General features: G+C 55.6%; 12 protein-coding genes. 7 read left to right on the top strand and 5 right to left on the bottom strand.

What is annotated here, in order from left to right:
• Window positions 1-18 precede the first annotated feature (18 nt).
• The 7 genes from AQ619_RS13020 to AQ619_RS13005 all read left to right on the top strand — a co-directional run bounded on the left by AQ619_RS13020 (window position 19) and on the right by AQ619_RS13005 (window position 7,881).
• Window positions 19-360, top strand: coding sequence for a UDP binding domain-containing protein (locus AQ619_RS13020; RefSeq protein ID WP_236849473.1), 342 nt, complete (start codon window positions 19-21; stop codon window positions 358-360).
• Window positions 360-1,367 carry an NAD-dependent epimerase/dehydratase family protein gene (locus AQ619_RS13015; RefSeq protein WP_062148322.1) on the top strand — a complete coding sequence of 336 codons (1,008 nt, stop codon included), beginning with the start codon at window positions 360-362 and terminating at the stop codon, window positions 1,365-1,367. The genes AQ619_RS13020 and AQ619_RS13015 overlap by 1 nt, the downstream gene beginning before the upstream one ends.
• Complete coding sequence (locus AQ619_RS18830; protein WP_084746015.1) at window positions 1,360-2,496, top strand: glycosyltransferase; 1,137 nt, start codon at window positions 1,360-1,362, stop codon at window positions 2,494-2,496. Before AQ619_RS13015 ends, AQ619_RS18830 begins: the two co-directional genes overlap by 8 nt.
• 86 nt (window positions 2,497-2,582) lie before the next feature.
• Entirely contained in the window at window positions 2,583-3,572 is a 990-nt protein-coding gene (locus tag AQ619_RS13010; protein WP_166504239.1) for a glycosyltransferase family 4 protein, read from the top strand.
• 515 nt (window positions 3,573-4,087) lie between these two features.
• Window positions 4,088-5,344 carry an O-antigen ligase family protein gene (locus AQ619_RS19125; RefSeq protein ID WP_166504238.1) on the top strand — a complete coding sequence of 419 codons (1,257 nt, stop codon included), beginning with the start codon at window positions 4,088-4,090 and terminating at the stop codon, window positions 5,342-5,344.
• Window positions 5,345-5,392: 48 nt separating this feature from the next.
• The gene (locus AQ619_RS18825; RefSeq protein ID WP_084746012.1) at window positions 5,393-6,601 is read left to right on the top strand and encodes a glycosyltransferase family 4 protein; all 1,209 of its coding nucleotides are present in this window, start codon (window positions 5,393-5,395) and stop codon (window positions 6,599-6,601) included.
• A gap of 14 nt (window positions 6,602-6,615) precedes the next feature.
• Window positions 6,616-7,881: an oligosaccharide flippase family protein gene (locus AQ619_RS13005; RefSeq protein ID WP_084746009.1), complete on the top strand. Its 1,266-nt coding sequence runs from the start codon at window positions 6,616-6,618 to the stop codon at window positions 7,879-7,881.
• Window positions 7,882-8,663: 782 nt separating this feature from the next.
• On the opposite strand, the gene AQ619_RS18820 is transcribed toward AQ619_RS13005, so the two are convergent.
• The 5 genes from AQ619_RS18820 to AQ619_RS12980 all read right to left on the bottom strand — a co-directional run bounded on the left by AQ619_RS18820 (window position 8,664) and on the right by AQ619_RS12980 (window position 13,960).
• Complete coding sequence (locus AQ619_RS18820) at window positions 8,664-9,512, bottom strand: ATP-grasp fold amidoligase family protein (protein ID WP_084746006.1); 849 nt, start codon at window positions 9,510-9,512, stop codon at window positions 8,664-8,666.
• A 1,052-nt stretch (window positions 9,513-10,564) separates the two neighbouring features.
• On the bottom strand, window positions 10,565-11,410 hold the full coding sequence (locus AQ619_RS13000) for a hypothetical protein (RefSeq protein ID WP_062148313.1): 846 nt from the start codon (window positions 11,408-11,410) through the stop codon (window positions 10,565-10,567).
• A complete protein-coding gene (locus tag AQ619_RS12995; RefSeq protein WP_062148310.1) occupies window positions 11,407-11,664 on the bottom strand; it encodes a hypothetical protein in 258 nt (85 codons plus the stop codon). Before AQ619_RS12995 ends, AQ619_RS13000 begins: the two co-directional genes overlap by 4 nt.
• 197 nt (window positions 11,665-11,861) lie before the next feature.
• Window positions 11,862-12,326: a hypothetical protein gene (locus AQ619_RS12990; RefSeq protein ID WP_062148307.1), complete on the bottom strand. Its 465-nt coding sequence runs from the start codon at window positions 12,324-12,326 to the stop codon at window positions 11,862-11,864.
• A 1,184-nt stretch (window positions 12,327-13,510) separates the two neighbouring features.
• Entirely contained in the window at window positions 13,511-13,960 is a 450-nt protein-coding gene (locus tag AQ619_RS12980) for a hypothetical protein (protein WP_062148301.1), read from the bottom strand.
• Between the last annotated feature and the right edge of the window lie 554 nt (window positions 13,961-14,514).

Below are 14,514 nucleotides of genomic sequence, written 5' to 3'. Positions count from 1 at the left end.
ACCGTCGGGGTGCTGGGGGTGACCTTCAAGGCAAACGCAGGCGACATGCGCGACGCGCACAGCCTAGAGATCACCCCGACTCCACAGGTCCTAGGCAGCCAGGTCCAGCCCTTCGATCCGGGGACTGACAAGGAAGTGGCTCACCAGCTCAAGTACAGTGACTTCAGGGTGGGCACCAATGAGGATGTCGAGGGAGGCGACGCAATGGTGATCATCACCGAGTGGTACCAGTGCCGGGCACTCGACCTCGACCGCCTGAAGCTATTGATGCGGTCGCCGACCGTCGTGGACCTGAGCACCGTCTGTCGGCCCGCAGAGATGGTCCCAGTAGAATATGCGCATAGTCGGATTACTTGTTGATGAGCACGAACACGCGCCAGGCGAAACAAGGGGAACTGTCAGTGGCTCACGGTAAGATTGTGGTTTTTGGCGGGAGCGGCTTCATCGGCTCCCATTTGCTCAAGCGCCTTGTGAACACACATGCGGGGCGGGTTGTTAGCGCCGACATCCGACCGCCGAAAGAACCACTAGAAGGCGTGACATATATCGAGGCGGACGTTCGCGATTTGTCAAACCTCACCATCGAAGGCCCGGTGGAAACCATATTTAATTTTGCGGCAGTACACACCACGCCTGGCCATCAGACATATGAATACTACGAAACTAACATTGCTGGAGCGACGCAGATCACTGCGTTTGCGCGACGTACTGGCTGTATCGATATTGTTTTCACGAGCTCAATTTCTGTCTACGGGCCAAGCGAAGAGACCATGACCGAAGCCAGTCTTCCGGCACCCGAAAGTGCCTATGGCTGGTCCAAATGGTTAGCCGAGGGTATCCATCGCGCTTGGCTGCACGAGGCTGAAAACCGCAGACTGTTAATTGTCCGGCCAGCCGTCATTTTCGGCGCGGGAGAAGGGGGAAATTTTACTCGCCTAGCCTCCCTTTTGAAGAAAGGCTTCTTCGTCTTCCCCGGTCGTCGTGACACAATAAAGGCCTGCTTCTACGTTGAGGATCTTCTGGAGGCAGTCCAGCGTGCCCATGCACTGAAGCAGCGTTTTATTCTGTTTAATGGCAGCTACCCTGATCGTTATACGATCGAGCAGATCGTACTGGCCTTCTGTGCTGCGCATTTCACTCGGGCTCGTACCTTCACTCTGCCCCACGCGCTGCTCATGATGGCTGCAATTTTGGCGCGTCCAATGTCGGCAGCGGGCATCGGCATCCACCCCGAACGCATCACCAAGTTGGTCAAGTCGACAGATATCATCCCGGGCTGGCTCCAAGCCCAAGGATGGGCTGAGCCGGGGCGCTTGCCATGGGCGCTCAAGCGCTGGTCGACTGACTCGGAGGGCCGCTTTGTCTGAGCCAACGCAACCACAGCAGCCTCTCAAGATCCTCCTAGTAACTGAGCCATCGGGCGGGGGTTCGGGCCGACATGTTGTCGATTTAGCGCGAGAGTTGCTCCTACTTGGGCACATTGTTGCGGTTATCTATTCGCCCGTACGGGCTGAGCTGAAGTTCATCCGCGAACTGCGGGGGCTTTCTCTAATGGCTCTCGAAGCGCTGCCAATGCGCCGCGCAGTCGGCCCCTGGGACATCGGGTGCGCCCGGGAACTACGTCGCGCCATCGACCGCCTCGGTCCGTTCGACGTTATTCATGCGCACAGCTCCAAGGCCGGCGCGCTGGCACGGCTAGTTGCGCCGAGCGGCACTCTACGCGTCTACACGCCGCATGCGTTTCGAACCATGGATCCAGCCACAAGTAATCCAGCTCGCCTAGTCTATGGTAGTGTCGAGGCGCTGCTTGGGCGCTTCGTCTCGGATGCGATAATCGCAGTTTCGTCCGAGGAAGCGGATCACGCTGGTGTCCTCGGCATCCCCTTGAGCAAGATTCATACTGTCGCGAATGGCTTAACTCCGGCACCAATTGTGGACCGAGAGGCGGCCCGTGCCGCCTTAGGTTTGCAGGCTGGCGACATCGCCGTCGGGTTCGTGGGTCGCTTGTGCGAACAGAAAAATCCCGAGCGCTTTGCTGAAGCCATCTGTCTCGCCAACGCGCTCGATCCGCGTATTCGTGGCGTCATTCTGGGAGATGGGGAGCTATTGGAAGTGACTATGGCGGCAGGAGGAAAAGCACTTTCTGTTTTCTCCGGTTTCAATGCTCGAGAGTATCTTCCAGCATTCGATCTATTCGTAATGACAAGCCGATATGAGGCTATGCCGTATGTACTACTCGAGGCTCTTCAGGCCGGTCTGCCCATCATTTCGACAGCGGTAGGTGGAACGTCATTTGCTGTGAAGCATGGGGAGAACGGTAGCCTGCTAGACGTAAATGCGTCACCTCAGCTTTTCGCTGATGCCATAATTCAGAATGCTCCTGCAGAACTTCGTGCTGTTCTCGGCAAGGCGTCCAAAGCCAAGTGTGTTGGAATCACCGCTTTGGACATGGCTCAAGCTACCACCATTGTCTATCGCATGGCAGCCCAACCGTGACGCTGCGTCTAGCTCTCAACGCCCGCTTCGCTACGCGACCTCTATCCGGGGTCGACAGAGTCGCTCAGGAGCTGACCCGCGCGTTGGTGGCATTCAGCGACGAGGTTGAGGTTTCTGCCTTTGCGCCGAAGGCTAGGGCGCTTGCCGAGCTGCCTATTCCGATGGTGCACGGTCATCTTGGTGGGCAGGTATGGGAGCAGTTTGAGTTACCGTCGATGCGTGGTGATCGATGCCTGTTCAGTCCCTGTAACACTGGCCCCATGGCGGTCCGCGATCAGGTCGTGCTTATCCATGACGCCCAGCCCTGGCTGCAGCCTGAAGCCTATTCGCCCGCTTTTCGCGCCTGGTATCGCTTTTTGTTGCCACAACTGGCGCGGCGTGCGCGCGTGGTGCTCACCATCTCAGAATACTCCCGCGTACAGCTCGAGCGGTTTGGCGTTGTGCCGCCGGGAAAGGCGCGAGTAGTTCTGAACGGTGCCGACCACATCCTGAAGATCTCCCCGGATCCGGACACTCTAGGACGGCACGGTTTGATACCCGGTGGCTATCTGCTCGCGCTCGGCAATCTCAGCCCCCATAAGAACCTGGCAATGCTGATGCGAGCGGCGGCGGCGCGTCCGGCAGGGCAGCCGCCTTTGGTCATTGCCGGAGGCGGGAATTCCCGAGTCTTCGCCGATGCCAGCCTTGCACCGCCCCCTGGCGTACGACTGCTGGGGCGGATCAGCGACGGCGAGTTGCGCGCTCTTTATGCTCATGCAGCCGCCTTTGTTTTCCCGTCACTTACGGAAGGGTTTGGCCTGCCCCCTTTGGAGGCAATGCTGTGCGGTTGTCCGACCGTGGTTTCTCGAGCGGGCGCTATTCCGGAGGTTTGTGGCGACGCAAGTGCTTATGTCGATCCGACTGACGAGGCCGGATGGATCCGTGCAATGGTTGAGGTCGCGGCGCTAGGTGCGGATGCAAGGCAGGCGAGGGTTCAGGACGGCCTCCAGCACGCGGCGACTTTTACCTGGGCTCGAGCTGCAAGGCAGGTGGTCGATCATCTCGCTTATGCTGGGCTAAACAGTGCCGAAGCGTGACGACGCTGATCCTTGAGCGTCTCCATGCTAACGAACGGCTAGTGGGTTGGAGGCGCCGGTTCGCTAAATCCTGCCGACACGAGAGCGGTATGGGCAAGGCTTTTGGCTCTAGTCAGTCAGCTTGGCCGAAAGGGTCTGGCGCTGCCATGTAGCCCCGGTTGGTCGCAAACAACTGCTAGAGTAGCAAGCATTGCCAAGAGGCGGACTTCGGACATCCTTCCGGGTGTTTGTGGTCCAGCCCCCTCAAGTAGAACCCGTCAGATCACTCGCTGTTTCGGGATTCAGTTGTGGCGACCAGCGTTGGGCCGGTCCATACGAGACACTAATGGAGGTGTCGCCGAGAAGTTATGTGTTTGTGTTTTCGAATGGGACGAGCGTGGCAGTGGGAGCAGGCAAATGGTCAATTATATGAACGCTGAAATTACGATCCGCGCAGTCGCACAGTTGTCACATGATTCAAATGTTGCCAAGGGTTCGAAAATATACGGCGATTTTGATTATGATTTGGTGACGTCTTGAAAAACCTTATTGGTACTATGCCTAAGATGCAGCAAAATTTCGAATTGAAGACGCCGGTCAAAGACGCGCTTTTGTTTGTTTTCGGTGTCTCTATTACAACTCCTTGGCTTCTCATACCGGGGCAGCTTCAGTCTCCCCGTTTGACCGATCTGATGTTGATAGTCATGGCCGCAACGGCCTTTCCGATGACGCGCCGTGCACAGGTCGTAGCGATGAGTGGCGTCGCCGTAATCCTGGTCTCCTGGATTTTGCAGATGTTCGCGGCCGAGCAGTGGCCTGACCCAGCGGAAATAGTGTTCTACGGACGCTGGCTGGCCTCTGCGGTCGCTGCAGCAGGACTTGTTGAGCGGTTTCAGACGCGGGATAAGACCCTCAGGATTTTTATGTCTGGGGTGCTTGCCGGGGTTGTACTGCACGTAGTCAGCATCTTTTTTGCGGCAGCAGGCCTAAGAGACCTACTGACAGCCATTGGCTTGGCTTCGCCTCGAGCGCTTGTTTCGTGGGCCGCATTGCAAGTCCGATACACGACAGTCGCCGAACACCCGAACTTAGCAATGGCATTGGTCGGGCTGGCTGTACCTGCAGCTTTTTGTTTGAGCTTGACGAGTCGAAAATTAAACTATGGGCCGTATCGCGGTCTGACTGTCATGTTGTTGGCACTGTTCCTACTGGTAGCTGGATTTTCCTTTACTCTATCGCGAGCAGCCCTTTTGGCCGGCGCTATGAGCTTCCTATTCTATCTCATTGCGCGGCGAGATAAGGCTGCTGCAGCAATGCCGTTCTTGCTCGTACTCGTTATGACTGCCAGCCTACTGATCGCACCGGCGCTGGGCTTTGAATTTGACGGAACTCGTTACGCTTCACGAATTGATCCAGACCGGCTGGCGCAAAATCTAGCCGGACGCGGAGAAACTTCGGTGCAAGCCCTTTTGTCCGCATTTGCAAGGCCATTTGGAATGGGCTGGTCTGCATACCTCGAAAGTACTCCGTTGTTTGGTGTTCTGAGAGCGAGTCATAACGGATATTTGTTTGCGGCGCGCACAATTGGATTGCCCGTTGCGATGTTAATATTGGTGGGACATTTAATGTCGGCACCTTTGTCACACAAATTTAGAATATCCCCCCTTTTGGTGTATTGTGTGGCCATTATGTTTGCAGAGGATATCACCCAAGGAGCATCATTTACCTTTCTCGTGACCCTCCTTGCTGCATACGGCTGGATAGGCGATCTACATGGCGACCGGCGCTCATGACTCCCATTTTTGCATAGCTTAATTGAAGGTCTCAAGTCGGGTGAATCGATGAAGAAGGTCGCGGTGTTCTCTGCTCACTTCCCGCCCCATATAGTAGGGGGGGCTGAGTACTCTGCTTGTCAGCTTGCAAGGGGATTGAGCGCTCGAGGATATGACGTCTCTGTGCTCTCTACTGCACCTGATGTTGCGATGCGGGGGACTTTTGTTGATGAGGTAGGCGGGTTCGATGTCTTTCGGGTTCTGATGCCCCGTCCATATCAAGCATTTAATTTCGCAGGCCAAAAGACTTTAGATAAGATTATCTGGCATACTCAGGACCTGGTCGATCCTCGAAATGTAAAGATATGGAAGGATTTCATATCAGATAATAATCCCGATGTTGCTTTCGTCCATGTACCACAGGGGCTTGGCTTCAATGGACTAGATGCTCTGGCGCGTGCGAACATTCCCACAATCATTGTCTTGCACGATCTCAGCCTGCTCTGCGTTAAGACATCGATGTTTCGGGATGGACACGATTGTCAAAAACTATGTGGCGAATGTAAATTTGGATCTTTGTTCAAGATCGCAGCTCTGAAGCGTATAAAGCAACTGCATATCGTTTCTCCATCGCAGGCAAATCTTGATCAGTTCCTGAGAATTTCCGGGATCGTCCCGGCTTCCGCCTCGGTCATAATTAACCCGAACGAGTATCCGAGGCCTACGGTCGCACAAGTCAATCGGGCGCGGATCAAGTTGCGACTTTTATATGTTGGCCAGATTTCCGCCATAAAGGGTGTTGATTTTCTTATCGGTGCGATATTATCAGCTAAATTAATTGATAGAGTAGAGTTAAGGGTAGTCGGATCTGGTAGGGATCTAGAGCAACTGCGCTTGAAATACGCGAAGCAAACAGCCATCAGCTTTTCGGGGCATGTTTCGCAGCAGGAAGTCGCAAATGCGATGGCGAGTGCAGACATCCTTTGCGTGCCGTCATTATGGCGTGAAAATTCGCCAGGAGTAGTTATTCAGGCTCTGCAGATCGGCTTGCCAGTTTTTGCTTCTCGAACGGGCGGCATTCCGGAGTTAGTGAGAGACGGTATTGATGGGAAGCTTCTAAGGCCAGGTGACGAAAACGACTGGAGCGAGTCGATTTCCTCAATTATCAAAGATCCTGGAGTGCTAGACCTATACAGGAGAAAAATTCGAGATAGCTCAGATCGGTTTTCAGCATCTCAGTCAGTGAATTCATATATTGATTTAATCGAGAAATTATAGCGAAAATTGTATTCATGACAAATATATTAGCTACAACAATATCAAAAATTCTTCTCAGTAGGAGATCGGCTGAGGTAGTTCTTGTATATCTTGGCTTTTCCCTAAAATTTCTTTCGCCGCTTGTTCTTTATCCCGTTCTTGCTCGCCGTCTTGGTATATTCGATTTCGGTCTGTTCGTATCGGCCTATGGCTTGGCCACTGTGCTGTCTGTTATCATTGAGTACGGCTTCAGTATGAGTGGCACTCGAGCGATAGCGCTTGCTCGCGATGTTCAGGAAAAAGCTCAGATCGCCAGCGATGTTGTGTTTTCGCGCTTACTGTTGGTGCCATTGGTAGCAATTGTTGGATTGTTGATATCCTCTGCTAGCTCTCACCTGCGAGATAACTTTGTCCTTGTAGCATTGGCCGTTGGGTTGGGCATTATGCAGGGGGGGTCTTCCCTCTGGTATTTCCAAGGCGTGGGAAAGCCCGTTCGGGGTGTAGCGGTGGAGGCCTTCGGGCAGTTGACCGCTCTTGGTCTCATCATGATGTTCGTTGTCGATGGACACGGCCTACTGTTGGCGCTGTTTTTCCAGTTAATCGGTTTTGCTATAGTTTGCGGTCTCGGCGGGTGCATGATGTTTGCGCAGGTTGGCTTCAGAGCGCCGACGATGCGCTCACTGGTCACATCGTTGAGGGATACGTTTCCTCTTTTCTTCAGTCGCGCATCAGTAGTGATTTTTAGTACTGCCTCGGTCTTCCTGATGAGCGTGTTGGCCAAGCCGCAGGACGCCGCAGTGTATGGCGCGTCCGATAGGGTGATCGGCGCATTCACAGCGTTTCTGAGTCCGCTAGCGTCGATAATGTTGTCCAAGTTAGTTGGGGAGACAAGCAGAGATCGTCTTCGCGGCTTGAATTTATCAATCATCATGATATCAACAGTTGCATTTGTATATTCTATGATAACAGTATTCCTGCTTTTCTTTTCACATACATTGATGAGCTTTCTATTTGGCGCTCAATTCAAGGAGGGGGGTGATGTTCTAAATGTTCTCGCTCTTACGCTACCAATCATAGCTGCCAATACTGTTATGGGGGCTCAGGTTCTTGTATCTCTTAGAATGGATAAATATATCGCCATAACACTGTCTGGTGCGGCAGTTGTGAGTTTGGTTTCGACGTTTTTGATCGTTCCAAATTATGCTGGAATAGGGATGGCTTCTTCTAGGATTATCACCGAGATATTCATATTTTTGTGTTATTCGTTTTTGATTTTAAGGGCTAGAAAAGCGCCGGGGTGATAACCGCTAGGCAGTGGCACGATCAGCAGAGCCAGTCCGAGTTCTATTTTTCCTCGCCTCAATGCTTTGGGTAAACCGTGACGTGCGACCATTAAGCGGGCGAGATTTAGAACGCTTCAGGCGGCGGCCTGCCTGGCCGAGCCGGCTAGGTAGGTGGTGATGGGGTCGGCAGGATGTCCTAACGGCGAAGCAAAACGGCAGTGCTTGGGCTCTTCAAGTTCGATCAAGCGGCCCTAACTGCGCCGGAGTTGTCTTGAGACAGCCAAGTCCGCCATCTGTGAGGCGGCCGTTCGCGTCCAGCGCAGTTGTGGTTGGGGTTAACTGGCAACTCGAGATCTCTACCTGGTTAGGCTCCGCGTGGCGGCAGGAAGAGAGGCTACGGTCACCGGGTAGGTGCTCTTCCCCAGGACTCTGATTGATGGGGTGGCGCTAGCGACGCCGTGCCCTCATCAGGCTGTCGTCATTCAAAGTCTGGTGCCGCGTGAGCGAATAGAAACGCCAATGTGTCGCCCGATCTGGAGGAGGAAACGGTGGGGGCACTGTGAAGATTCCTATCGCCTCGGGTGTCTTTGATCCTGCCCATCTGCGTCACCTGCAGCTGCAGTGGGGCTGGATCCCTAGCGTGACGACCTTCAAGGCTGTTTGCGCTGGACGGCTAGCAAATCTACATCTCTGCACCGATTATATTGCGAAGAGAGTTTGCTCCGAGCTTACTAAAGCGCGCCCCACTATATCGATATGGACTCCGCCTGGAATACTGCGCTAGTTGCCCACTAAGCCTGTCACCTCCAGAGCTGACCAAACTGTAGATCGAACGCAGGCGGCGAGAAGCGTTCGTAGCCTGACCCAGGGGCAAAAGTGGCTTCTCCGAATTTAGGCCCGTTTTCCAATTCGTAAAGATCAACTCTTACGAATTTAAATCTCTTTCCTATAGTCTCTGCTGCCGAAATCATCTCTTCGAGATATATAGGCTGTGCGATTTCCCGTGTTTCAATGGGATATTCGATATTGAATGGAGCTCTGTTCCATTTCCGGTCAAAAAATACGCGCTTGTGGGATGTGGCCCTATCTGTATCAACTTGGATCCACTCTACATTTCCGTTAAATACAAAAAACTTGAAATCGAGTGGTAAACTCGCAATTTCGCCAAGATATGGCTCTACTACTATTTCCCTAGGGCTAAGATTGTACCAAGTCTCGTATAAAAACGGCTCGAATGGCCTATCCCACAATTTACAATCTCGTTCTATTAAATCCCAATCACAATCTTTACTGGTGATTACGAATCTATTCCATCCACTAGCGTGGCTCGCCTTAATCACAAACGGAACTGGCCAGAGGCGCTCCTCCCTCGGAGGTAGATACTGGCCCTGCCAGTACGATGGAATCACCCAATCAGCCCCGAGGATTTCAGCGATGATTGGTTTAACCAATGACTTGCTAGAAAACCGCACCATATCGTCGGTTGGGGGCGTCAACTTAAGTTTCTGAATTTTTTCATTGAATGAGCGTGGATTTGCAAGATTAGGGAGGCGATGTAAGCGACGTAAAAATTGAATGACAATGCTTAGTTTTGGGGGTAGTAACTCAATAATTGATCTATAAATTTTCTTAAAAATATTCTTTATCATGTCGCGCTTTCATGAAGGTTAATAAAGCAAGAAGAGATTTCGATCTCAAAAATCATCGGACGATCGCCTGCACTTCCGTCACCAGTTTACGAACTATCTGGTGCGCTCGGTCGGTGACAGGTTTGGCGCTTAGCTCATCAAAAAATTGAGTTCGCTCACGTCTGCAAATATCGCGTTGATATCGCCGGATAGCCTGGTGCGCATCACTTTGACCGCCTCGTGCACCAGACATCGCTGCAAAAAGTGGTCAACAGCTCCATCTGGTCCATGTGCGCTCTCTCTCCGACTCTATAGTTGTCATGTCGACTGATGTGCGGCGGATTGTCGAGCACTCCGATCGCTCCCGTCGACGATATCGCCGATAGATGGTCGCTTGCGCTGCGAGAATGACCATCCAGGGATGGAATGCGATATCCTAATGAAGCAATGCTCATAATAGCTTCGTAGACATTCGGCCCGGAGCGACCTCTCAATGAAGTTCGGGTTCGTCGATGAGCAACGCAGTGTTTGGCGGGTTGACACGACGTGTCTGGTCCTAGGCCTGTAAACTAGCCGCTTTTGTGCTTAGCGGATCAGGCCTGATAGACAGCATGCAGCAGTCAATCGGACGCTGATTGCAGAGCTCAGGCATGATCCATGGCGAGTGCTGAGGTACCCGTGGTTCGCCGAGTGTCTACGCTGTCCTGCATGGCTATGGTCGCCGCGACGGGTGCTCGCGGATTGAGCGGCTTATGCGCCTAGCGGGCTTGCGCGTCACGGCTGCGCTTTCCCTCGCACCTGCTGGACCGACAGATTATATCGCCGCAAATTCGCCGCCCACGGGCAAGGTGAAATTGTCTCGTCAAGTATGTGTAGGGCAGAGCTGAGTAGCTTTCTTGCAAACTGGTCTGCAAACCGAAGAAGGCCGCTAAAATTGAAGCATTGAAAACTGCAGGCTCAGCCCGGATCTAACCGGGGGGCACGGATTTTCAAACAGATCGCTCCCATATCAGAATCCCGTGATGTCTGGGTCGGCGGGATCAGTGCAAACTCTTGAGCAGGGTGCATCGACATCACTTCGTTGACGCCGGCGCCACCGGCTCCGCACACTGGCTCGTGTCGCCGGCCTTGCAAGCCGCCACCCGGTTTCGCCAAGCTAACATGCTGGCTTCGTATTCGGCCTTGCCGGCCTTCACGCTCGCCTCGTGCGCGGCCATCTGCTTGGCGAAGTCGTCGGCGGCTTTCTGCTTGGCGGCCTCGTAGTCGGCTTGCTTCTGTCGGTCGCGCGCCTCGGCTGCGTCGAGGGCGGCCCTGACCTGGCCGTTCAATTGGTCGGCTTCAGTGTCGGTAGCGACGGCAGGACCCGAGGCGATTGCTGCGGGCGCAGGGGCCGGTAACAAGGGCGCGGGCGCTTTCGCAGGCACTGGCGCGGCGACGTTCACTGCCACTGGCCGCGCCACCTTTGCCGGGACTGGCGTCACCGGAAGCGAAACCGGCGGGATCTCAGGAGGCGCAGCAGTCGGGGCGGCAACGGCTACGGCCATCGCCGGGGCCGGGACCGGAGCGGGTGCCTCGAGCAGTTTGAAGCGACAGACATAGGCCCAGCCCTGGGCCCCGGTGAGATTCGTGCTCGGGCTGTCGGAGCACGACGCGGCCGGATCGACGAAAATGCCCAGACCTTCGGTCGTCTCGCCCAGCCGAGCCTTGATCCCGTCGAACACCCCTTGGGCGTCAGTCACTTCCGCGAACGACTGCTCGCCCTGCGGACCGGCAGCGATGAAGCGCGCCACCGCCAGGTCCCCGCCCTCGACGAAGAGCCAGCGATCAGGTGACTTGTAGATACGACGGGGCTCGGCTTGAGCGAGCGTGGCAGCGGAGGTGGCGATCAACAGGGTCAGGGCCAGGGCGCGGCGGCTCATCGCTTGACCTCGGCGCTGTTGGGCGCGGTCACCGAAATGTCGGAGGCCGAGCGCGTCCGCACCCACCCCATCCTGCACGTCCCGCCGGGCGGCCCCCTGAAACTGATCGGCAGGTCACGGAGATAGCCGCCCGCCTCTGACTGGAGCACGGCCTTGAAGCCGGCGACCTCGGGCGAGGTCGCATAGACGATCTCGCCGGGCAGGTTGTCCCAGTAGCGGATGTCGGCGGCCGGCTTTGCGGCGTTGGCGGTCATCGAACCAATCGGTTCTAGATTTCAGGCGATCGCTCCCTTTGCCTTTGGACGAGCCGTCCCTCACCAACAGCCACCAGTGTTGGGCTAGCCGTTCACAGTCGGCTTCGATCACCACATCCGTACTTGGTCGTTATGGAGTGACAGACGTTGCAGTACCGGTGACGGGCGCGCATTTAGCGAGGTCTGGGAATTCGCGGTCAGAACTTTCGCTGCGGGGGACCCGGGTCCTGAATGGGCTTGCAGGTACTCAGACGCCTCCTGTTTTCAGTCTCATTTACCGACAAGTATGAATAGCCCATTGTACCGGCATCGCGATCGACATTGTGCTGGATGGAGATACTGAACCCCTCCATGCCAGGCATCACATGCCTAATGTTTATCTCCGATCTGAATTGCCGATCATTGAAAGAGCAATTTCGGGTATAAAGAAAATTGTCCCGCCGCCGCTGCTCGCCACAGTTCACCCATTCGAGGGCCTCCCAGTAGGGGTTGTCCAAAAAATCCCATTGACCATTGCCAATCCGGTAGGTCTGAGGACCAGGACTGCCGTTCATTGCAACATTGCATTGAAGATAGACATAGCCAGCCTGCCGGGCTGTGGCCCCGCTGGCGCTGAGCGCTATCAAGGCAGCGACGACCGCCGCGAACTTGACCGTCTTCATTGGTGTTCATTCCAAGAGCTGCAAGCGTCGGCAGGCTGGACGACGATAAAGCCGGTGTAAATGCCGAAGGTCGGTTAGGGCGAAGGCTGGACGTCAGAAGTTCCGCTAAGGGGTCTTTGGCTCGGCGATAGGCTGACACTGGACCGTCATGTCAAAACCAGGCCTGCTCGGAGGATACTTTCTTTCGGTAATCCGGTAGCTGCCCGTGACCCGACTAATTGTACGTGTGGTGGTCGTGGGCTCCTGCCGGTAGTAGCTCGTCGCCATTCGGTACTCATTCTCGCCGAAGGTGCAGTGGGTTCGGGCCGCGCCCTCGGCAGTGGTTCGTTCGCCGCCACAGTCGCTTCCGCCCGCGTAACGCCAGGCCCCATCCACGAGCTGGTCCCATCGGCCATTGCCGATCCGGAACTGAGGCGGGCTGCTTCCAGCGTCTTTGCCGGTGAACTCACACTGCAGAAAGACGTAGCCAGCCTGCTGGGCTGAGGCTCCGCTGGCACTGAGCGCTAGGAAGGCGGCGCAGACCGCCGCGATCCTGACCATGTTCATTGGTGATCATCCAAAGGGCTGCAAGCATCGAAATGCTGGGCGAAGATGCAGGCGGTGTAAATGGAGCTGGCCGTTGCGGGGTGCGGGCCCAACGTCAGAATAGACGCTCAGCGGTCTTCGGCTCGGCGATAGGACGGCATTGGGCCGTTCTGTCGTCATTACCGATTCCGTCCGCCTGCCTAATGCTCAGTTGATATCGACCCGTTACCCGACTGATCGTCCAGACCCATGTCGAAGGATAACGACTGTTAGAGCTCGACACCATTTGATACTCGGTTTCGCCGAAGGTGCAGCGGGTTCGGGCCGTGCCGTCAGCAGTGGTTCGTTCGCTTCCGCAGTCGCTTAGGCCAGCGAAGCTCCAAGCACCGTCGTGGAGCCCATCCCATCGCCCGTTACCGATCCGGAACTGTAATGGGTTGTTTCCGGCCATGGCCCCTGTGTGGTCACACTGAAGAAAGACGTAGCCCGGCTGCTGCGCTGACGCTCCGCTGGCACTGAGCGCTACCAAGCCGGCGAAGACCGCCGCGATCCTGACCGTGTTCATTAGTGATCATCCCAAGGGCTGCAAACACTAGAAGTGCTGGACGACGATACAGGTGATGTAAATGCAGATGGCCCTTTCGCGCACGGGCCGAACGTCAGAACAAGCGCTCGGCAGTCTTCGGCTCCGCAATGGGCCGACATTGTGCCGTGAGGTCTTCGTCTGCGCGGCCATCCGGAGTTCTAACGCTAAGTTGGTACCGGCCCGTTATCCGACTGATTGTATGTATGAAGGTCGAAGGAAACTGACCATAGGTGCTTGCCACCATGCGATACTCGTTCTCGGCGAAGGTGCAGCGAGATTGTCCCGTCCCGACCGCAGTGGTCCGTTCGCCACCACACTCGCTTTCGCCCCAGAAATGCCAGGCACCGTCCGCGAGCACATCCCACCGACCGTTGCCGATCCGGTACTGGCGCGGGTCACTTCCGGCGTAGGTTCCGGTATAATCACACTGCAGAAAGACGTAGCCCGACTGCTGCGCCGAGGCTTCGCTGGCGCTGAGCGCTACCAAGGCGGCGCAGACCGCCGCGATCTTGACCGTCTTCATTTGTGATCATCCCAAGGGCTGCAAGCGTCGGCAGGCTGGACGACGATGCAGGCCGTGTAAATGGCGCTGGCCTGCCCGCGCTAAGGCTGAATGTCAGAAGATGCGTTGAGCGGTCTTAGGCTCGGCAATAGGCCGACATTGGGCCGTCTGGTCGACGGGCGAGACGCCATCCGCGTCCCTGATACTAAAGTAATACCGGCCTGTGACCCGGTTGATCGTATGGGTGTAAACGGAAGGGTATCGCCCATAGTATCTGGTTACCATGCGATACTCGTTCTCGGCGAAAGTGCAGCGGGTTTGGGCCGTGTCCCCTGAGCTCGTGGTTCCATCGCCTCCACAGTCGGCTCCGCCCGCGTAACCCCAGGCACCATTGGTGAGCTGATCCCATCGGCCGTTGCCAATTCGGAACTGGGCCGGAGGGTTTCCAACGTCGTCTCCCGTGTAATCACACTGCAGAAAGACATAGCCCGACTGCCTCGCCGAGGCCGTTCCGGTGGTGATGACGGACAGAGCCGCACCCAGGGCCAGCGCTAAACGATACCCACCCATGCGAC

Origin of the sequence: Caulobacter henricii (assembly GCF_001414055.1) — a bacterium.
Taxonomy (GTDB): domain Bacteria; phylum Pseudomonadota; class Alphaproteobacteria; order Caulobacterales; family Caulobacteraceae; genus Caulobacter; species Caulobacter henricii.
Note: the sequence above shows the minus strand (reverse complement) of the source record. Positions and strands in the feature narration are given on the sequence as shown.

Bases quoted from the DNA above. Each gene is read 5' to 3' on its own strand.
- AQ619_RS13015 (WP_062148322.1), top strand. From the start codon at position 360: ATGAGCACGAACACGCGCCAGGCGAAACAAGGGGAACTGTCAGTGGCT.
- AQ619_RS18825 (WP_084746012.1), top strand. From the start codon at position 5,393: ATGAAGAAGGTCGCGGTGTTCTCTGCTCACTTCCCGCCCCATATAGTA.
- AQ619_RS13005 (WP_084746009.1), top strand. From the start codon at position 6,616: ATGACAAATATATTAGCTACAACAATATCAAAAATTCTTCTCAGTAGG.
- AQ619_RS18820 (WP_084746006.1), bottom strand. From the start codon at position 9,512: ATGATAAAGAATATTTTTAAGAAAATTTATAGATCAATTATTGAGTTA.
- AQ619_RS13000 (WP_062148313.1), bottom strand. From the start codon at position 11,410: ATGAGCCGCCGCGCCCTGGCCCTGACCCTGTTGATCGCCACCTCCGCT.
- AQ619_RS12995 (WP_062148310.1), bottom strand. From the start codon at position 11,664: ATGACCGCCAACGCCGCAAAGCCGGCCGCCGACATCCGCTACTGGGAC.
- AQ619_RS12990 (WP_062148307.1), bottom strand. From the start codon at position 12,326: ATGAAGACGGTCAAGTTCGCGGCGGTCGTCGCTGCCTTGATAGCGCTC.
- AQ619_RS12980 (WP_062148301.1), bottom strand. From the start codon at position 13,960: ATGAAGACGGTCAAGATCGCGGCGGTCTGCGCCGCCTTGGTAGCGCTC.